Source organism: Lysobacter sp. M15 (assembly GCF_022662515.1).
Classification (GTDB): Bacteria; Pseudomonadota; Gammaproteobacteria; order Xanthomonadales; family Xanthomonadaceae; genus JAKPBU01.
The window spans coordinates 232,950-253,691 of record NZ_JAKPBV010000002.1 but is presented as its reverse complement, the minus strand read 5'-3'; the positions used below and the strand labels follow the sequence as shown (position 1 = coordinate 253,691).

At 67.0% G+C, this 20,742-nt stretch carries 13 protein-coding genes and 1 tRNA gene; 6 read left to right on the top strand and 8 right to left on the bottom strand.

What is annotated here, in order from left to right:
* Positions 1-5: 5 nt before the first annotated feature.
* Complete coding sequence (rnr, locus tag MC380_RS01920) at positions 6-2,342, bottom strand: ribonuclease R (RefSeq protein ID WP_242104369.1); 2,337 nt, start codon at positions 2,340-2,342, stop codon at positions 6-8.
* Between the two features lie 194 nt (positions 2,343-2,536).
* Between rnr and MC380_RS01915 the strand changes: the two genes are divergently transcribed.
* The 5 genes from MC380_RS01915 to MC380_RS01895 all read left to right on the top strand — a co-directional run bounded on the left by MC380_RS01915 (position 2,537) and on the right by MC380_RS01895 (position 10,933).
* Positions 2,537-2,623: transfer RNA gene (locus tag MC380_RS01915), tRNA-Leu, on the top strand.
* A gap of 269 nt (positions 2,624-2,892) precedes the next feature.
* A complete protein-coding gene (locus MC380_RS01910) occupies positions 2,893-5,199 on the top strand; it encodes a glycoside hydrolase family 3 N-terminal domain-containing protein (protein ID WP_242104370.1) in 2,307 nt (768 codons plus the stop codon).
* A 91-nt stretch (positions 5,200-5,290) separates the two neighbouring features.
* Positions 5,291-7,537, top strand: coding sequence for a DNA topoisomerase IV subunit A (gene parC / locus MC380_RS01905; RefSeq protein ID WP_242162715.1), 2,247 nt, complete (start codon positions 5,291-5,293; stop codon positions 7,535-7,537).
* A 145-nt stretch (positions 7,538-7,682) separates the two neighbouring features.
* Positions 7,683-8,339 carry a thiopurine S-methyltransferase gene (locus MC380_RS01900; RefSeq protein ID WP_242104372.1) on the top strand — a complete coding sequence of 219 codons (657 nt, stop codon included), beginning with the start codon at positions 7,683-7,685 and terminating at the stop codon, positions 8,337-8,339.
* 92 nt (positions 8,340-8,431) lie between these two features.
* Positions 8,432-10,933: a penicillin acylase family protein gene (locus MC380_RS01895; protein ID WP_242162712.1), complete on the top strand. Its 2,502-nt coding sequence runs from the start codon at positions 8,432-8,434 to the stop codon at positions 10,931-10,933.
* Between the two features lie 113 nt (positions 10,934-11,046).
* Here the strand turns inward: MC380_RS01895 and asnB are convergent, their stop codons facing one another.
* The 7 genes from asnB to map all read right to left on the bottom strand — a co-directional run bounded on the left by asnB (position 11,047) and on the right by map (position 19,893).
* Entirely contained in the window at positions 11,047-12,741 is a 1,695-nt protein-coding gene (asnB, locus tag MC380_RS01890) for an asparagine synthase B (RefSeq protein WP_242104374.1), read from the bottom strand.
* A gap of 320 nt (positions 12,742-13,061) precedes the next feature.
* Positions 13,062-14,189, bottom strand: a complete 1,128-nt coding sequence (dapE, locus tag MC380_RS01885) for a succinyl-diaminopimelate desuccinylase (protein ID WP_242104375.1) — start codon at positions 14,187-14,189, stop codon at positions 13,062-13,064.
* Positions 14,186-14,548 (bottom strand): Spx/MgsR family RNA polymerase-binding regulatory protein, encoded by a 363-nt coding sequence (locus MC380_RS01880; protein WP_242104376.1) that lies wholly within the window; start codon positions 14,546-14,548, stop codon positions 14,186-14,188. Before MC380_RS01880 ends, dapE begins: the two co-directional genes overlap by 4 nt.
* Positions 14,545-15,555 (bottom strand): glycoside hydrolase family 43 protein, encoded by a 1,011-nt coding sequence (locus MC380_RS01875; RefSeq protein WP_242162710.1) that lies wholly within the window; start codon positions 15,553-15,555, stop codon positions 14,545-14,547. The genes MC380_RS01880 and MC380_RS01875 overlap by 4 nt, the downstream gene beginning before the upstream one ends.
* Positions 15,552-16,484 (bottom strand): 2,3,4,5-tetrahydropyridine-2,6-dicarboxylate N-succinyltransferase, encoded by a 933-nt coding sequence (gene dapD, locus MC380_RS01870; RefSeq protein WP_242162707.1) that lies wholly within the window; start codon positions 16,482-16,484, stop codon positions 15,552-15,554. The genes MC380_RS01875 and dapD overlap by 4 nt, the downstream gene beginning before the upstream one ends.
* The gene (glnD, locus tag MC380_RS01865) at positions 16,481-19,057 is read right to left on the bottom strand and encodes a [protein-PII] uridylyltransferase (RefSeq protein ID WP_242104634.1); all 2,577 of its coding nucleotides are present in this window, start codon (positions 19,055-19,057) and stop codon (positions 16,481-16,483) included. Before glnD ends, dapD begins: the two co-directional genes overlap by 4 nt.
* 59 nt (positions 19,058-19,116) lie before the next feature.
* Positions 19,117-19,893, bottom strand: a complete 777-nt coding sequence (map, locus tag MC380_RS01860; RefSeq protein ID WP_242162705.1) for a type I methionyl aminopeptidase — start codon at positions 19,891-19,893, stop codon at positions 19,117-19,119.
* A gap of 335 nt (positions 19,894-20,228) precedes the next feature.
* Here map and MC380_RS01855 point away from each other — a divergent pair, with 335 nt between their 5' ends.
* Entirely contained in the window at positions 20,229-20,726 is a 498-nt protein-coding gene (locus MC380_RS01855) for a spore coat U domain-containing protein (RefSeq protein ID WP_242162704.1), read from the top strand.
* Positions 20,727-20,742: the final 16 nt, after the last annotated feature.

Below are 20,742 nucleotides of genomic sequence, written 5' to 3'. Positions count from 1 at the left end.
CTACGTCAATACTTCTTCTTGCTCCGCTTCGCCGGCGCGCCGCGGGGCGGACGCGGCTTCGGTTCGCCGACGCCCTCCTCCACCAGGCGGAAGTCGATCTTGCGCTCTTCCAGGCTGGCCTTGAGCACGACGATCCGCACCCGGTCGCCCAGGCGGTACTCGCGCCCGCGGCGTTCGCCGCTCAAGGTCTTGCGGATCGGATCGAAATGGTAGAAGTCGTTCGCCAGCTGAGTGACGTGGACCAGGCCGTTCACCTTGGAATCGTCCAGCTCCACGAACAGGCCGAAGCTGGTCACGCCGCTGATCACACCGTCGAACTGACCGCCCACGTGCTGCTCCATCCACGCAGCCCGGTAGCGCTCATCCACTTCGCGCTCGGCCTCGTCGGCGCGGCGCTCGCGCTCGGAGCTCTGCAGCGACAGCGTGGCCATTTCGCGCGGGGTGTAGGCATGCCCGGTCGGATCCTGCGGATCGAGCGCATGCTTGATCGCGCGATGCACGAGCAGATCGGGGTAGCGCCGGATCGGCGAGGTGAAGTGCGCGTAGGCGCCCAGCGCCAGGCCGAAGTGACCGAGGTTGTCGGGCTGGTACACCGCCAGCGACTGGCTGCGCAGCAGCACCGACTCGATCAGCGCACCGTCGGGGCGGTCGCGGATCTTCTCCAGCAGGCGGGTGTAATCGCCGGGATGGACCTTGGACCATGCCGGCATCGACAGCTTGAATTCCTTGAGGAACTCGAGCAGGTCGGCGTACTTGGATTCGGGCGGCCGGTCGTGGATGCGGTACGGCGCCGGCACCTTGCGCGAGAGCAGGAACTTCGCCGCCTCCACGTTGGCCGCGATCATGCATTCCTCGATGAGCTTGTGCGCATCGTTGCGCTGGAGCATGCCGGCCTGCACCACCTCGCCCTGCGGGCCGATCACGAAGCGCACCTCGGAGGATTCGAATTCGATCGCTCCGCGCTTCCTGCGCGCCTTCGCCAGCACCTGATAGAGCTGGTGCAGGCGCTCGACCTGCGGCAGCAGGCGACCGATGCGCGCCAGCGCGGCGTCGCGATCATCCACCGGTACCGCGGTCTCCGGCGCGACCGCATTCCATACCTGGGTGTAGGTCAGGCGCGCGTGCGAGTTCATCACCCCCGGGTAGAACTTCGATTCGGTCACCTCGCCATCGCGCCCCACCTGCATGTCGCAGACCATGCACAGCCGGTCGACCTGCGGATTGAGCGAGCAGATGCCGTTGGACAGGGTCTCGGGCAGCATCGGCACGACGAAACCCGGGAAATAGATCGACGTGGCGCGCCGGGTCGCCTCCTCGTCCAGCACCGTGCCGGGACGGACGTAGTGGGACACATCGGCGATCGCGACCACGAGCCGGAACCCATGGCGGTTGGGTTCGCAATACACCGCATCGTCGAAATCCTTGGCGTCCTCGCCGTCGATCGTGACCAGCGGCAGGGCGCGCAGGTCGACGCGCCGCGCCGCGGTCGCGGCATCGACTTCCAGCGGCACGGCGCTGGCTTCGGCCAGCACCGCGGATGGGAATTCGTGCGGCAGGTCGTGCCCGTGGATCGCGGCCTCGACCACCAGCGAGGGCGTGAGCTTGTCGCCGAGCACCGTAAGCACCCGGCCGATCGGCGGGCGCTGCGCGGTGGGCGGCTGCACGATCTCGCAGACCACCAGTTGCCCGTGCCTGGCGGCCTGGCTCGCGTCGGCGGGAATCTGCACGTTGCGCTGGATGCGGCGATCGTCGGGCACGACGTAGCTGATCCCGGCCTCGGATTCGAAGCGACCGATCAGGCGGCTGATGCGGCGCTCGAGCACTTCCACGATGGCGCCCTGGCTGCGGCCACGCCGGTCCACGCCGGTGACGCTGGCCAGCACGCGGTCGCCGTGCAGCACCTTGCGCATTTCGGAGGGCGGCAGGAACAGATCGTCACCGGTGCCGCTGTCGGGCCGCAGGAAGCCGAAGCCCTCGGGATTTGCGATCACCGTGCCCGGGATCAGGTCGAGCTGGGTGGCAGGTGCCAGGTGGCCGCGCCGGTTTTCCAGCAGCTGCCCATCCCGGCGCATCGCCGAGAGCCGCTTGTCGAGTGCGGCGCGCCGGTCCGGGGCGTCCAGGCCGAGGTGCGCGGCCAGCGCGTCGGCATCCATGGGGCCGTCCGCGGCGGCGAGCACCTGCAGGATGGCCTCGCGGCTGGCGATGGGGTCGGCATAACGCTCGGCCTCGCGGCCGGCATGTGGGTCACGGAACGGTCCGTCGTTGCGTGGCGCGGAGGCCGACCGGTCGGAGCGGCCCCGACCAGTGCGACCCGGGACATCGGACGGACCCGGCTCGGGCATCCACGGCGGTCGTTTGGAAGGGGCGCGCCTGTTCTGGGGTGCGGACGGCGACGGTTTTGACGGTGTCGAGCCGCGGCGGCCACCGCCGCGCTTGCCTGGGGATTTGGTCATCGCGCGGATGGTACACGGCGCTCCGGCAAGCCCCGGTGTGCGTTGACATCGCCTGCCCCGCACCGCAACATACGCGCCCACCCGCCCGGGTGGCGGAATTGGTAGACGCACTAGCTTCAGGTGCTAGCGGAGGCAACTTCGTGGAGGTTCGAGTCCTCTCCCGGGCACCATATGCAGATTCAAGAGACCCCGCCGAAAGCGGGGTTTTTTGTTGCCCGTATTCGCCTCCGATGCACACGCGTGTGCATCCGCCATGGATCGCGCAACGCGGCGCACTTGTCCGGGTTTCGAACCCGATTTCCCCGCGCGTTGCGCCGCGTTCGCATGCGTTCGCTTCCCCACCCTTCGCGCGGGCCCAAGCTGCGGTCCATCTGAAGGGACTTTGCAATGGGAGCGGCCTCCGCTAAGGTCGCTGTAACCGTTTACAACCCGAGCCGCTATGACCCTACCGACGTCCGCCGCGCCGCCGGCTTCGCGCTTTTCCCGCCGCGGGTTCATTGCCGGGGCCGGTGCGCTGGCCCTGCTCGGCCGCTCGCCGCTGGGTTGGGCGCTCGGCCCGTCCAGCGTGGTCCTGCCCGCATCCATCGAGGCCCTCATCGGCCGGATGACGGTCGAGGAGAAAGCCGGCCAGCTCACCCTGCTGGGCACCGCCCTGTTCGGTGACGCGGCGGCAGCGGCGATCAACCCGCAGGTCGAGGCGTCGGTGGAAGGCCAGCTGGCCGCCGCCCGCGCCGGCCGGCTTACCGGCATCTTCAACGGCTCCCAGGTCGACTGGCACCAGCGCCTGCAGCAGGCGGCGATGGAAAGCCGCCTGAAGGTCCCGATGATCTTCGCCGCCGACGTGATCCACGGCTTCCGCACCGTGTTCCCGGTCCCTTTGGGCGAGTCCGCGAGTTTCGAGCCGGAACTCGCCGAACGCACCGCGCGCGCGGCGGCGGTCGAAGCCACCGCGGCCGGCCTGGATTGGACGTTCGCGCCGATGGTCGACATCGCCCGCGATGCGCGCTGGGGCCGCGGCGTGGAAGGCGCGGGCGAAGACGTGCTGGTGGGCCGGCGCTTCGCGCAGGCGCGGGTCCGCGGCTTCCAGGGCAAATCACTGTCGGATCGCGACGCCATGCTGGCCTGCCCCAAGCACTTCGCCGCCTACGGCGCGGGCGAAAGCGGCCTGGACTACAACACCGTCGACGTGTCGGAACGGACCCTGCGCGAGGTCTATTTCCCGCCGTTCCAAGCGGGCTTCGAAGCGGGCGCGCTGTCGACCATGGCCTCGTTCAACGAGCTCTCCGGCGTGCCCGCCACTGCCAACACCTGGCTGCTCAGCGACGTGCTGCGCGGCGAATGGAATTTCCGCGGTCTGGTCGTCTCCGACTACACCGGCGACCAGGAACTGATCGCGCACGGCTTTGCCGCGGATGAGAAGGAAGCGGTGAAGCTCGCCTTCCTGGCCGGCGTGGACATGAGCATGCAGAGCGGGCTGTACCTGAAGCACCTTCCGGCATTGGTGGCCGAAGGCGCGGTGCCGATGGAAAAACTGGACGAATCGGTCCGCCGGGTGCTGGCGGTCAAGCACGCGCTGGGGCTGTTCGACGATCCGTTCCGGCGGATCAAAGTGGCGCCGAAGGATCAGCAGGTCACGCGTGAACGCGTACCGGCATACCGCGAACTCGCACGCGAGTGCGCCCGGCGTTCGATCGTGCTGCTGAAGAACGAGGGCGACGTCCTGCCGTTGAAGAAGTCGCAGAAGATCGCGTTGATTGGTCCCTTCGCCAGCGGCCAGCGCGACCTGGTCGGGCCGTGGACCGTCTTCGGCAAGGATGACGACGCCATCGATCTGGCCACCGGACTGCGCAACGCCAGGGCGCAGTTGACGGTGGTAGCAGGCAGCGGCATCGAGGCGCCGGTCGCGGGCGGCATCGAGGCCGCGGTCGCTGCCGCCAATGCCGCCGATGTCGTGGTGTTGGCGCTGGGCGAGCCCTCGAACTTCTCGGGCGAAGCCCAGTCGCGGACCGAAGTCGTCATCCCCGCGGCGCAGCAGGCCCTGGCCGAAGCGGTCGCCAAAACCGGCAAGCCGATCGTCGTCGTGTTGCGCAACGGCCGCGCGCTGGCCCTGGAGGGCGCGGTGCTCGACGCGCCCGCGATCCTGGTCGGCTGGTTCCTCGGCTCGGAAACCGGCAACGCCCTGGCCGACGTGCTGCTCGGCGACTACGGCCCCTCGGGCCGCCTGCCAGTGAGTTTCCCGCAGGAGTCCGGGCAATCGCCCTACTACTACAACCACAAGCCCACGGGCCGTCCAAATCCGACGCCCGAAAAGCTCGAGGAATACAAGGCGCGCTTCCGCAACCTGCTCAACGAGTCGCGTTTCCCCTTCGGGCATGGGCTGACCTACGGGAAGATCGCGTACTCCGATCTCGACATTGGCAAAGGCAAGCTGATGGCAAACGGCGAGCTCGTCGTGAGCGCCAGGATCCGCAACACCGGCACACGCGCGGCCGAGGAAGTGGTGCAGCTGTACGTACGCGACCGCGCGGCCAGCATCACCCGCCCGGTGCGCGAGCTGAAGGATTTCCGCAAGATCACGCTCAAGCCCGGCCAGAGCCAGAGAGTGCGCTTCACCCTGCGCCGCGAGGACCTGCAGTTCATCGGCCAGGACCTGAAACCGACGGTCGAAGCGGGCAGCTTCGACCTTTGGATTGCGCCGTCGGCGGAGGCGGAGGGCGTGTCCGGGACGTTCGAACTGATCACCTGACGCTGTACGGTCACGCCTGCGATGGCTCCTGCGATCGCCATCCGGGCAACACCGGTAGAATCGGCATCACGACCGAATCTGCCCTTTCTCGATGACCGACGATCTGCCGCGCCCCGCCTTCCACGGCTTCGAACAGATCCCGCTGCGCGAGTACGCCGAGCGCGCGTATCTCGACTATTCGATGTACGTGGTGCTCGACCGCGCCCTGCCTTTCATCGGCGACGGGCTCAAGCCGGTGCAGCGGCGCATCATCTTCGCGATGAGCGAGCTGGGCCTGGCCGCAGGCGCCAAGCCAAAGAAGTCGGCGCGCACGGTGGGTGATGTGATCGGCAAATACCATCCGCACGGCGACAGCGCATGTTACGAAGCGCTGGTGCTGATGGCGCAGCCGTTCTCGTACCGCTATCCATTGATCGATGGCCAGGGCAATTTCGGCTCGACGGACGACCCGAAGAGCTTCGCGGCGATGCGATACACCGAGTCCAAGCTCACGCCCATCGCCGAAGTGCTGCTGGGCGAGTTGGCACAGGGCACCGTCGACTGGGACCCCAACTTCGACGGGACCCTGGAGGAACCGACCTGGCTGCCGGCGCGGCTGCCGCACCTGCTTCTCAACGGCACCACCGGCATCGCGGTGGGCATGGCCACCGATGTGCCGCCGCACAACCTCAACGAAGTGGTCAGTGCCTGCATCCGCCTGCTCGACGACCCCGATGCCAGCGTGCGCGACCTGTGCGAACACGTGCTCGGGCCGGACTACCCGACCACGGCCGAAATCATCACGCCGGCAGCGGACCTGCGCACAATCTACGAAACCGGCAACGGCGGCGTGCGCGCCCGCGCCACGTTTGTCAGGGAAGGCCAGAACATCGTGATCACCGCGCTGCCCTACCAGGTCAGCCCGAGCAAGGTGATCGAGCAGATCGCGCAGCAGATGCGCGCCAAGAAGCTGCCGTGGCTGGAAGACCTGCGCGACGAATCCGACCACGCCAACCCGGTGCGGGTGGTGCTGATCCCGCGTTCCAACCGGGTCGATGTCGAGCAGTTGATGGGGCATCTGTTCGCCACCACTGACCTGGAGAAGAGCTACCGGGTCAACCTCAACATCATCGGCCTGGACGGCCGCCCGCAGGTCAAGAACCTCAAGACCTTCCTGTCCGAATGGCTGGTGTTCCGCACCGACACGGTGACGCGCCGGCTCAAGCACCGGCTGGACAAGGTCGAACGCCGCCTGCATCTGCTGGAAGGGTTGCTGGTCGCCTTCCTCAACCTCGACGAGGTTATCCGCATCATCCGCAGCGAGGATGAGCCCAAGCCCGCCTTGATCGCCCGCTTCGACCTGAGCGAGGACCAGGCCGACTACATCCTCGATACCAAGCTGAAGCAGCTGGCGCGGTTGGAGGAAATGAAGATCCGGGGCGAGCAGGACGAGCTCGACTCCGAACGCGACCGATTGATCTCTACACTGGGCAGCAAGGCCAAGCTGAAGAAGCTGATCAAGGACGAGCTGCTCGCCGACGCGAAGAAGTTCGGCGATGCGCGGCGTTCGCCGCTGGTCGCGCGCGGCGCGGCGCAGGCGCTGGACGAGACCGAACTGGTCCCCAGCGAGCCGGTCACCATCGTGATGAGCGAGAAGGGTTGGGTCCGTGCGGCCAAAGGCCACGACATCGATGCCACCACGCTCTCGTACCGTGATGGCGACAGCCTGCTGGCGACGGTGAAGGGGCGCAGCACACAGCAGGTGGCGTTCCTCGATTCCAACGGCCGCAGCTACTCGACCCTCGCCCATACCCTGCCTTCCGCGCGCGGTAATGGCGAACCGCTGACCGGCCGCTTCTCGCCCGCGCCTGGCGGCACGTTCCAGGCGCTTGCCAGCGGCGGCAACGACGACCGTTTCGTTATCGCCTCATCGCATGGCTACGGCTTCGTCACTCGTTTCGAGAACCTGACCGGCCGCAACAAGGCAGGCAAGGCGATGCTCTCGCTCACCCCGGGATCGAAGGTGCTGCAGCCGGCGATGGTCGCCGGGGTCGACACCGACCGCATCGTCGCAGTCACCAGTGCCGGTCATCTGCTCGCCTTCCCCGTGGCGGAGCTGCCGGAACTCGACAAGGGCAAGGGCAACAAGATCATCGAGATCCCCAAGGCCAAGCGCGGCACCGAACGCGTGGTAGCGGTGGCGGTGGTTCCACCGGGAAGCAAGCTGGCGCTCAAATCCGGCACGCGCACCATGACACTGTCGTTCAAGGAACTGGACGGTTACCTCGGCAGTCGTGGGCAGCGCGGCGGACTGTTGCCGCGAGGATGGCAGAAGGTCGACGGTCTCTCCGTCGAGTAGGTCGGGGTTACCCCCGGCACGATGTACCCGTGGGAGCGGGCTTTGCCGCGAATGCCTTCGCTACCGCTTCCGACAGCCCCGACAGCGTTCGCGACAGATGTCGCTCCCACGGCATCGTGCATACAGTGCACGCAATGGAGGATGGATGAAGGCTGATTTTTGGCTGCAACGCTGGCGCGATGGACAGATCGGCTTCCACCAGCAGCAGGCCACCCCGCTGCTCGAGCAATATTGGGACGCAATCGACGCGCCGGCCGGATCGTGCGTGTTCGTGCCGCTGTGCGGCAAGAGCCTGGACATGTCCTGGCTCGCCGCGCGTGGCCATCGCGTGCTCGGCGCGGAGCTGTCGCAACAGGCGGTGGAGCAGTTTTTCGCCGAGCACGGGCTCGACCCCGAGGTCCGCGACTCCAGGTACGGGCGCCACTACGCGGCGGGCAGCGTCGAGATCATCTGCGGAGATGTCTTCGACCTCGATGCGGATGCTCTGGCCGGGTGCGCCGCAGTGTTCGACCGAGCCGCCCTAATCGCGCTGCCGCCGGACATGCGCCGGCGCTACGCCGGTGTGTACGCCCTGTTGCCCGCACACTGCCGCGGCCTGGTGGTCACGCTGGAATACCCCCAGCACGAAAAGTCGGGGCCGCCGTTCTCGGTGAGCGAAGCCGAGGTTGTTTCCTTGTTCCAGGCCGAATGGTCGGTTGCGCTGCTCGAGCAACGCGACATCCTCGCGCGCGAACCGGGCTTCGTGGCCGAAGGCGTCACCGCGCTGGTCACCTGCGCCTACCGGATCGAGCGCCGCCTGTAGCAGCGGCCCTGGCCGCGACGGCCCGCATCACGAAAGCCCGTCGCACCGTAGCGGCGCTCCTACAATGACGGATGCATCTGGGGAGTAAACGCATGGTCCGCTGGTTCAGGCGTCTGGCATTGCTGCTGCTCGGGCTGATCCTTGTATTCGCCATCCTCGCCTGGTGGCTGCTTCGCGCCAGCCTGCCGCAGCTCGACGGAGAGGTGGTCCTCGGCGACCTGTCCGCACCGGTAACGATCCAGCGCGACGCGCTGGGCGTGGTCACCATCGATGCGGCCAACGAAACCGACGCGATGCGCGCGCTCGGGTACGTGCATGCGCAGGAGCGCTACTTCGAGATGGATCTGATGCGGCGCACTGCCGCGGGGGAATTGTCCGAGCTGTTCGGGCCGATCGCGCTGGAGACCGACAAGAAGCACCGTATGCATCGGATGCGGGCGCGGGTGATGCAGAACCTCGACCGGATCGCGGGCGACAAACTCCCGCAGCTGCAGGCATACACCGACGGCGTCCACGCCGGACTCTTCGCCCTGGATGTACGCCCATGGCCCTACCTGCTGCTGCGCGCAAAACCGGAACCGTGGCAGATGGTGGATTCCGCACTGGTCGGATTCGCCATGTATTTCGATCTGCAGGATGCGCAAAACACGCGCGAACTCGCATTGATAAAGATCCGGCCGCATCTGCCGCCTGCGCTGTTCGCACTGCTCGCCCGCGATGGCACCAGCTGGGACGCACCCCTCTTCGGCGAACCGCGAGGCGATGCGCAGCTGCCTGAGGCAGCTCTTGTCGATCTGCGCGATCTGCCCGCGCCGCCGCGCGACGGCGTGCAAGCGCTGGCGTCCAAAGGCACCCCAGGAAGCAACAACTTCGCCGTTTCTGGCGAACTGACTCCTGATGGGCGCGCGATCGTTGCCGATGACATGCATCTAGGACTGCGCGCACCCAATATCTGGTTTCGTGCACGCCTGCGCTATCGCGATCCGGCCGCACCTGGCGGTAGGACCGACGTGCAAGGATTCACGCTGCCTGGGTTACCGGCCGTCATCGTTGGCAGCAACGGTCATGTGGCTTGGGGTTTCACCAACGGTTATGTCGATAACTCGGATGCCGGAGTTCCCTGCGTTAAAGCACATGACTCGTGTCTGGAAGCACAATCCGAAAACGCACGCATCGATATCGAACGCATCCTCGTCCGCGGTTCGCCGCCCTTGGACCTGCACATCCCGGAATTTCAGCCCTTGCAATGGCCCGGCACTCGGTCGGCCATTCCGATCACGCAGACTCCACCCGGCGATATCTGGGTCGCGAACCTGTGGTCGGCCTACTCTCCGGACGCGATCTCGCTCGATCTGGCCAGGACCGCCACGATGCGTTCGGTCGACAATGTCCTCGGTAGCCCGCTGATCGGATTGCCGGCGCAAAATTTTGTCATCGCGGATCGGACTGGGCGTATCGCCTGGATGATTTCCGGAAACGTTCCGACTCACGTCCCGGGATGCGATCGCTATGCGCTTGCATTGCTGGGGCAGCCCAGACCTGTGTTGAACGAAGTTCGCGACATCAAAGCCAAAGGCGCTTCACTTCCGAGCATCGGTGCAGGGCAACAGTCCACGCATCCGGACCCAACGGAAGCTGTGCGCGAAGGTGAAGGTTGCGAAGGTCGCCCGATGACAGCGGCGGAAACGCCAATGCTTGCCGATCCGGACTCGCACCGCCTCTGGACCGCCAACAACCGCACCCTCGACGGCGAAGCGTTGCAGAAAGTCGGCGACGGCGGTTACGCACTCGGTGCGCGTGCAAAGCAGATCCGCGACGACCTCTTCGCAAAAGACAAGTTCACCGAACGCGATCTGTTGGCGATCCAGCTCGACGACCGCGCCGTGTTCCTGGAGCGCTGGTGGAAGCTGCTGGTGCACCAGGCCGCGGTGTCGCGCACTCCGGCGCTGGCTGCGCTCTCGGATGCCGCCAGCGACTGGACCGGGCGTGCGAGCACCGGTTCGGTCGCCTACCGGGTCGTCCGCGCCTGGCGCCTGGCCGTGCACGCGCGCATCGCCGACGGCCTGACCGCCCCGGCGCAGGCCGCGCTCGGCAAAGACTTCGTCATGCCCGACCTGCCGCAGCTGGAGGGCGTGGTCTGGCCGCTGCTGCGCCAGCGCCCGCAGCATCTGCTTTCGCGCCGCTACGACAGCTGGGACGCGCTGCTGGAGGATGCCGCGAAGGAAGTCCACGACGAACTCGCATCGCAGGGGCCGCTGTCCGCCCGCACCTGGGGCGAGCGCAATACCGCCGACATCTGCCATCCGCTGGCGAATGCGATTCCGCTGGTCGGCAGGCGGATGCTGTGCATGCCGGCCGACCAGTTGCCCGGCGACACGGCCATGCCGCGCGTGCAGGGTCCGCGCTTCGGCGCGTCCGAACGCATGGTGGTGTCGCCAGGGCACGAAGAGGACGGCATCATCCACATGCCCGGCGGCCAGAGCGGCCATTTCCTCTCGCCCTTCTGGGGCGCCGGCCACGACGACTGGGTGCATGGCCGGCCGACGCCGTTCCTGCCCGGCAAGGCGGAGCACACGCTGCGGCTCACGCCGTAGGTCGCGCTCCACCCCACATCGTGGGAGCGGCCTTGGCCGCGATTGATCTTGACCCTGCGTGAGTAGCAAAAAGCAATCGCGGCCAAGGCCGCTCCCACAGGTGGTTCCTCGATCTAGGCGAGTGCGGCGTTGTGCACGCCGGCGATCGCACGCCCCGACGGATCGGCCGCGTTCGCGAAACCCGCATCCCAGGCGATCGCGGCGGGCGAGGAGCAGGCGATCGACTTGCCGCCGGGCACCGTGCGCGCGCAGGCCTCGCCCGGGAAGAGCTCCTCGAAGATGCGGCGGTAGAAATACGCCTCCTTCGTCTGCGGCGGGTTGAACGGGAAGCGGCGTTCGGCTTCGGCGAATTCGGCGTCGCTCACATTGGCCCCGGCATGCGCCTTCAGGCCGTCGATCCAGCCGTAGCCGACGCCGTCGCTGAATTGTTCCTTCTGCCGCCACAGGATCTCGTGCGGCAGGTAACCCTCGAACGCCTCGCGCAGCACGGATTTCTCGATCCGTCTGCTGCCGTCCGGCGCCGTGCCGCCCATCTTGTGCCGCGCGTCCATGCGCATCGCCACGTCCATGAACTCGATATCCAGGAACGGCACCCGTGGCTCAACTCCCCAGGCCATCATCGACTTGTTCGCGCGCAGGCAATCAAAGCTGTGCAGCGCGTCGAGCTTGCGCACGAGCTCTTCGTGGAACTCGCGCGCGTTCGGCGCCTTGTGGAAGTACAGATAGCCGCCGAACAGCTCGTCGCTGCCCTCACCCGACAGCACCATCTTCACCCCCATCGCCTTGATCCGCCGCGCCAGCAGGTACATCGGTGTCGATGCGCGGATGGTGGTGACGTCATACGTCTCGATATGGCGGATCACCTCCGGCAGTGCGTCCAGGCCTTCGGCGAAGGTATAGGTGAACCCGTGATGCACGGTCCCCAGCGCGTCCGCGGCGACCTGGGCGGCGGCCAGGTCCGGCGAGCCTTCCAGGCCGATGGCGAAGCTGTGCAGCCGCGGCCACCAGGCTTCGCCGCGATCGTCATCCTCGATCCGCTTGCGCGCGAACTTGGCCGCGCAGGCGGCGACCAGCGACGAATCCAGGCCGCCCGACAGCAACACGCCGTAGGGCACGTCGCTCATCATCTGCCGGTGGACCGCGCGTTCGAAGGCCGTGCGCAGCTCGGCCCTGTCGGCGGCCACGCCCTGCACCGCGTCGTATTCGCGCCAGGCACGCTTGTACCAGCGCACCAGAGTGCCGCTGGCGCTGTCGTAGACATGGCCGGGCGGGAACGCGGCCACGTCGTCGCACACGCGTACTAGCGCCTTCATCTCCGATGCCACCCACAGCCGGCCGTCGGCATCATGGCCCCAGTACAACGGACAGATGCCCATGTGATCGCGCGCGATCAGCACGCGCCTGGCGTCGGCATCCCACAGCGCGAAGGCGAAGATGCCGTTGAGCCGGCCCAGCCAGGTTTCCGGCGCTTCGCCATCGCGATGCAATGCATTGATCACCTCGCAGTCGGAACCGGTCTGGAACGCATAGGGATGCGCGAGCCGGCGCTCGAGATCGCGATGGTTGTAGATCTCGCCGTTGACCGCCAGCGCCAGTGCGCCATCGCCAGAAAGGATCGGCTGCGCGCCGCCGGCAGGATCGACGATCGCCAGCCGCTCGTGCACCAGCAACGCATTCGCGTCGCTATGCACGCCACTCCAGTCGGGGCCGCGATGACGCTGGCGCGCGGACAGCGACAGCGCCAGCGGACGCAGCGGACGCAGGTCCGCGCCGGGGCGGAAGTCGAACACGCCAAGGATCGAGCACATCAGGTTTCTCCAGCATTATCAGGAAGCGAACAACGAAAAACCCGCGCCAGGCGCGGGTTTCGGAAGTGTCGTGCGTGCTTGCAGCCGCGCCTAACCGCCGTCCCGCCCCCAGGGCGTCCGGTTGTTGTTGCGGCGATTGCGGGCAGCGCGATGCATGCGGCGACGCTAACCCATGCCGGGCTCGCGGGCAAGCGGCAAATGGTTGCGCTGGAAACCTGGTGCTTCCAACTGGGCGAGCCTCCCCGGCAAGGGTGTGCCGGAACGTTCCGGACCGGAGCACGACGAACCGCCCGACGCGGTCGCGATGCCGAAGACCGCAGCTACCGGAGCATCCGTTCGATCAGCGTCAGATACAGCTCGGGCAGCGCCTCCAGGTCGGCCACCGCCACGTGCTCGTCCACCTTGTGGATGCTGGCGTTGACCGGGCCGATCTCGATGCACTGCGCGCCAAGCGGGGCGATGAAACGCGCATCCGAGGTGCCTCCGCCGGTGCTCTCCTCCGGCGGCGCGCCGGCAAATGCCGCCAGCACCTCACGCGCCGCCGCTCGCAGCGGCCCTTCCGGCGTATGGAAGGGTTCACCGCCGCGCTGCCAGGCGATGTCGTATTCCAACCCATGCGCGTCCAGGATCGCAGCGCACGCCGTCTCCAGCCGCGACGCGTCCCAATGCGGGTTGTAGCGCAGGTTGAACAGCACCTGCAGTTCGCCCGGGATCACATTGTTGGCGCCGGTACCCGCCTGCACGTTGCTGATCTGCAGGCTGGTGGGTGGGAAGGTCTCGTAACCATCGTCCCAATGGCGCGCCACCAATTCCACCAGCGCCGGCATCGCCTGGTGGACCGGATTGCGCGCCTTCTCCGGGTAGGCGACGTGGCCCTGGATGCCATGGACGGTGAGCGTCGCCGACAGGGTGCCGCGCCGGCCCACGCGCAGAAGGTCGCCAAGAATCGCTTTCGAGGATGGCTCGCCGGTAATGCACCAGTCGACGGCCTGGCCGCGCGCGCGGAACAGTTCGGCAACCTCACGCACGCCATCGACCGCATCGCCCTCCTCGTCCGAGGTCAGCAGCAGCGCGACCGTGCCGGCATGATCCGGATGCGCGGCGACGAACTGCTCCAGCGCGATCACGAATGCCGCCACGCTGCCCTTCATGTCCGCTGCGCCGCGGCCATACAGCACCCCGTCGCGGACTTCCGGAATGAAGGGATCGCTCGACCACGCGCTGCGCGGACCCGGTGGCACCACGTCGGTATGTCCCAGCAACACCAGGACCGGCCCGCCGCTGCCGTGGGTGGCCCACAGATTGTCCACCTCACCAAAACGCAGATGCTCGCATGCGAATCCGGCGCGCTGCAGGCGTTCGGCAATCAGCGCCTGGCAGCCGGCATCGTCCGGCGTGACCGACGGACGCAGGATCAGCTCCTTGCCCAGGGCCAGGACTTCGCTCATTTCGCGACGCCGAAGCGCTGCTTGAAACCGTTATCGGTGAAGCCCTGCGTGACCCGGCCATCCTCGGTGACGACAACAGGCCTGCGAACCAGCTGCGGGTACTCCTTGAGCAGCAGTTTCCATTCTGCGTCGCTGCCGGGCATCTTGCGGTTCGCTGGCAGGTTGCGCCAGGTAGTCGAGGACTTGTTGACCATCGCGTCCCAGCCGCCGAGCGCGTCCTTCCACGCGATGAGCGTCTCCGGCGATTGCCGCTGCTCGCGATAGTCGACGAAGGCATGCGCGATGCCGAAACGGTCGAGCCACTTGCGCGCCTTCCTGCAGGTGTCGCAGTTCTGCAGGCCGTACAGGATCGTGGTCATGGTGCGGAATCCGATCGCGCGCCGTTCGCCGCCGGCAGCGGATCGGCGTCGACGCCGGCGTGGGTGATCTTCACCGGCAGGATGCGGCCCTGTTCGTCGAACTGCATGCGGTCGATCGACACCTGGCGGTGATCGCGCGCGGTATCCCCGAGCGGACGGCGGTGATAGACGATGTACCAGCGATCGGTCCCGGGCACCTGGATCACGGAATGGTGGCCGGCGCTGGTCGCCACCTCCGGATCCTGTCGCAACACCTTGTCGATGCGCTTGAACGGACCCATCGGCGAGTCCGCCATCGCGTAGGCGACCGAGTAGTCCGGACCGCCCCAGCCGCCTTCGGACCACATGTAGTACCAGCGGCCATCGCGCTCGAACATCAGCGAGCCTTCCACGTATTCGGGCGCCGGCGTGACTTCCTTGTACAGCGTGCCGTCGGGGAAGGGCCGCAGGCCGGTGAAGTCGTCCTTCAGCCGCACCAGGTTGGCGTGTTTCCAGCCGCCGTAGACCATGTACCAGTCCTCGCCGTCGCGGAACACGGCCTGGTCGATCGGCTGCGCGCCGTTGTGGAAGCTGTCGATCAGCGGCCTGCCGAGCAGATCGCGATACGGCCCTTCCGGCCGGTCCGCCACGGCCACGCCGATGCCGCCGTGTTCCTTGTCGCTCTGGATATCGTTGGCACCGAAGAAGAAATAGTAGCGGCCGTCCTTCTCCACCACCGACGGCGCCCACATCGCGCGGCGCGCCCACTTCACCGCATCAGCGGTCAGCACGTCGGGATGCCGGGTCCAGTGCACCAGGTCGGTCGAGGAGAACGCGTCGAACCGGGTTTGGTCCTCGTAGCGCGCGGAGGTGGTCGGGAAGATCCAGTAGCGGTTCGCGAACACGTGCGCGTCCGGATCCGCGTACCAGCCCGGAAACGCCGGGTTGCCGGCGGCGGCGCGCGTCCATGGCACGCACGACAACGCCAGGAACAGCAAGGCCAGCGCTGTGCCGCGACCTCGCCTCATTCGGCGTGCCCGCGCAGCAGATCGTTGATCGAAGTCTTCGCCCGGGTTTTCGCATCCACCTGCTTGACGATCACCGCGCAGTACAGCGAATGCGAACCGTCCTTCGCCGGCAGCGATCCGGAGACGACCACGCTGTACGGCGGAACCCGCCCGTAGCTGATCTCGCCGGTCGCGCGATCGTAGATGCGGGTGCTCTGGCCGATGAAGACGCCCATCCCGATCACGCTGTGGTGGCCGATGACGACGCCCTCGACCACTTCCGAGCGCGCGCCGATGAAGCAGTGATCCTCGATGATCGTAGGCGCGGCCTGCAACGGTTCGAGCACACCGCCGATGCCGGCACCCCCGGAAATATGGCAATGCTTGCCGACCTGCGCGCATGACCCGACCGTGGCCCAGGTGTCCACCATCGTGCCGGCGCCGACATGCGCGCCGATGTTGACGAAGCACGGCGTCAGCACGACGTCCTTGCCCAGGTAGGTGCCGCGCCGGACCACGGTGCCGGGGAGCACCCGCACCCCGAGCTTGCGGAACTGCGCTTCGCCATAGCCTGCGAAACGCATCGGGATCTTGTCCCAGAACGGCGCCGGCTCGGCCTCGATCAGCTGCATGTCCTGGGTGCGGAAGTAGAGCAGCACGGCCTTCTTCAGCCATTCGTTGACCGTCCAGTCGCCCTTGCCGTCGGGTTCGGCGACCCGGAACTCGCCCGACTCCAGGCCGTCGATCACGCGTTCGACGCTCGGGCGCGTGGAGCCGTCGATCTCGTCGGGCGTCAGCGCGGCGCGGCGTTCCCAGGCGCTGTCGATCGTGAACTTCAGTTCGTCGATGCCCGGCCCCTGCGCTGCCAGTTTTTTGCGCGGGCCCCTGCCCCCTGCGGACTTCTTTGCGGGGCGGTTCGCTGGCGTCTTCTTCCTGCCCGGTGGGCTCATCGGTTCGGGTCTCCGTCGAGGGTCTGCAGCAGCGCTTCACGCAGCGCATGCTGGCGGTCGGGATCGAGCGCCAGGTTGCGCTCGTCGGTGAGGTGGAACACGTCTTCGGCCTTTTCACCGAAGGTTGCGATGCGCGCATCGTGCACGCGCAGGCGCTGCGCACGCAGCACCTGGGCGATGTCGGCCAGCAGGCCGGGGCGGTCGGTGCAGACCAGACCCATCGCCGTGCGGCCGGCGGCGGTCTCTTCGAAGCCGACCTGCGGCACGATCCGGAAATGTCGCAGGTGCCGAGGCTGGGTGCGCCGCGCCGGGCGGATCATGTCCAGCGGCGCGGACAGCACCGCATGCAGTTTGCGCTCGAGATCGGCGGATGCGACCGGACGCGCCGGATCGGTCGGCAGCACTTCAAAGCTGTCGAAAATGGTCGCGCCAGGCCCATCGAAAATCCGTGCGCGTTGCACCGCCAGACCGAGGCGATCGAGCGTGGCCACGATCGCCGCGAACAGCCCGTCCCGATCGGGAGAGTGCACGAACACTTCCAGAGCCTGCGCCTGCACTGCCTCGCCAATGGGCCGCACGCGAACCCGGGTCGCACCGTGCGCCAGTCCCTGCAGCGCCGACGCCTGCCACGCGATCTGGTCCGGTCGCGCGCGCAGGAAGGCCTGCGGCGGCATCCGTTCGAACAGCGCTTCCACCGCCTCGGCTGGGAGGCCCTGTGCTTCAAGTAGCGCCTGGGCCGATGCCCGGGTCTCGGCGATGCGTTCGCCGGCGGCCACCGGATGCTCCAACCCGCGCCGGAACTCGCGCCGCGTCGCCGAGTACAGATCGGCCAGGAGCCGGTCCTTCCAGGCGTTCCACAGCTTCGGCGACGTGCCGGCGATGTCCGCGCAGGTCAACAGATAGAGATAGTCCAGTCGCTCGCGGTCGCGCACCTTGTCGGCAAAGCGATGGATCACTTCAGGATCGGCGATATCCTGCTTCTGGGCGGTCGTGGACATCAGCAGATGCTGCTCGACGAGCCACGCAACCAGCTCGCCGTCGCCGTTCGAAAGTCCGTGCGCCCGGCAGAAGTCGCGCGCATCCACCGCGCCGAGTTCCGAATGATCACCGCCGCGTCCCTTGGCGATATCGTGGAACAACGCCGCGAGCAGCAGCAGCTCGGGCTTGTGCAGGCGCGGCCAGACGTCGTGGGCGATGGCGAAACGCTCGTCGACGCCGGATGCGAACCCGGCAACGTTGCGCAAGACCGCCAGCGTGTGTTGGTCGACGGTATAGACATGGAACAGATCGAACTGCATGCGGCCGGACACGCGCGCGAATGCCGGCAACCAGCGGCTGAGCACGCCTAAACGCGCCATGCGCTCGAGCGTGCGCACCGGCTGCGGGCCGCGCAGCAACTCCATGAAGCGGTCCCGCTCCGTCTGCGTGGCTTGCGGATACGCAGACAGGAACTTCAGCGCTTCGGCCAACGCGCGCGCCGTACCCGAATGCAGCCCGCGGATAGCGGGATTGGCGGCCCAAGTCGCGAACAGCGCGAACACGGCATCCATCAGCCGGTCCGTGCCCGGATATGGCCAGCCCGGATCGCGCAGCGACAGGTAACCTCGCCGCAACTCGAACTGCGCATCGATCGGCTCGGGTTCGCCCTCGCCTTCCAGCTGTTCCTCGAAACGTTGCAGCAGGCGATCGCCGATGCGCTGCACCCGCGCGGCGCTGCGATAGAAGCCCTGCATCATCTGTTCGACAGCGAGGTTATCGGCATCGTCCTGGTGGCCGAGCCGAGCGGCCAGCGCCTTCTGGTGGTCGAAGCGCAGCCGTTCCTCGCGCTTGCCGGCCACCAGGTGCAGGCCCCAGCGCAGGCGCGACAGCGCGCGGCGCTCGCGGTCGAGCGTGCCGAATTCGTCCCCGCCCAGTTGGCCCAGCGCGATCAGCGACTCCAGATCGCGCACGCCCGAGACCCGCATCGCCATCCAGCGCAGGGTCTGCAGGTCGCGCAGGCCGCCGGGGCCATCCTTGAGGTTCGGCTCGAGGTTGTCCGACGTATCGCCGAAACGCGCATGCCGAAGGCGCTGCTCCTCGCGCTTGGCGAAGTAGTAGTCCCGCGCTGCCCAGAGTTTCTCCGGCGCGATCGCGTCGGCCAGCGCAGCGATGCTGTCGGCATCGCCATGCAGCAATCTGGCCTCGAGCTGCGCGGTCATCACGGTGATGTCCTCGCGCGCCGCGTCGCCCGCATCCTGCAGGGAACGCACCGCATGCCCGACCGGCAGCCCGGCATCCCAAAGCAGCGCGAAGAATCGCGAGAGGGCATCGGCATGCACGGCCTGCGCTTCAGGGCCGGCCAGCACCAGCAGGTCGATGTCGGATTGCGGAAACAGCTCGCCGCGGCCGTATCCGCCCACCGCGAACAGCGCGATGTCCGGCGCATCACCCATGCAGCGGACCCAGGCCTCGCGTACCAAGGAGTCCAACATGGCCGAGCGCGCGCGGGTCAGGCGATCCACGTCCTCGCCAGCGTCGAACCGGGCGGCCAGAGCCGCGTCGCCCTGCTTTAGGCGTTCGCGGACCCCGGCGATGAAGTCCGCTTCAGCCTGCGGCTCGGCGACCGCCGCAGGCGGGATTGCGGCGGAGGCGGTCACAGGTCGTTATCGTCCCCCGGGACGCGGGTCAGGATCTCCACGCCATCATCGGTCACTGCCACCGTGTGCTCCCACTGCGCGGACAGCTTGCGATCCTTGGTGACCACGGTCCAGCCGTCGGGCAGCACCCGGGTATGGCGCGTGCCTTCGTTGATCATCGGTTCGATGGTGAAGGTCATGCCCGGCCGGAGCACCACGCCCTCGCCCGCACGGCCGTAATGCAGCACCTGCGGCTCGTCGTGGTAGACCTTGCCGATGCCGTGCCCGCAGTACTCGCGCACCACCGAAAAACGCTGGCCTTCGGCGTACTCCTGGATCGCATGGCCGATGTCGCCCAGGGTCGCGCCCGGCGTCACCGCGCGGATCCCGCGGAACATGGCCTCGCGGGTGGCTTCCACCAGCCGCCTGGCCATCACCGAAGGCGTACCGACGTAGTACATGCGGCTGGTATCGCCATGCCAGCCGTCCTTGATCACGGTGACGTCGATATTGACGATGTCCCCTTCCTTGAGGACCTTCGCCTCGCTCGGGATGCCGTGACAGATCACGTTGTTGACCGAGGTGCACACGGTCTTGGGGAATCCGCGATAGCCCACGTTGGCCGGGATCGCACCCTGGACCTGAACGATATGGTCGTGGCAGATCCGGTCCAGCGCCTCGGTGGTCACGCCGGGCCTCACGTGCGGAGCCACGACCTGCAGCACCTCGGCGGCCAGGCGGCCGGCGACGCGCATCTTCTCGATATCTTCGGGGGTCTTGAGGGTGATGGGCATGCCTCATTATCGCCGATTCCCGGGTCTTCCTGAACGAACTACGCCCAATCCGCCGCAAGAAGCCCTTGCTGCGCGGCATGGGCGAGCGGCCCACAGTGTGAAGGGTGTTCATCTGCCTGAAGCCCCTCAGTGGCATGTGTAGCAACGATTTTTAAAAAAAATGACGCGGGCCAAAACAGCGCATGCTTGTACAGACGTGCTGCCGGCCAAGAAGCGCACCGCAACCCTTCCATGCCTTAGCCGCCTTTCTAAGCATCTGATTGGCATGACTCGTGCGTATTACAAAGCTGACCCCTGATCCTCGGGGCAAATCCGCTACCCGGAGATCCAACAAGATGAATATCTTCAAGTCCTCCCTACTCGCCACCGCCGTAATGGCGGCGGGCACAGCCTCGGTTTTCGCCGCCGATAGCACGACTTTCAATGTCAGGATCACCATCGTCACAGCATGCGACGTCGACGCGGCAGCGGCTACCGACGTGGACTTCGGCAGCGTTGCTTCCACTGCCGTCAATACCGACAACGCTGGCGCCCTGAACGTGCGCTGCACCCTGCTCACCCCCTACAACATCGCGCTGGACAACGGCGAGAACGGCACCTCGGTCACCGACCGGAAGATGAGCGACGGCGGTACCAACCTGGTTCCGTACCAGTTGTACCGGGCCGCGACGCGCGGTGCCGGCGACGTATGGGGTGCGACGATCAATACCGACACCTTCGGTGGCATCGGTACCGGGCTGGTACAGAACATACCTGTCTACGGCCGGGTGCCCAGCGCCAACTTTCCGGCTGGTAGTTACAACGACGTGGTGACGGCTACGATCATTTACTGAAGCGATCTGGGAATCC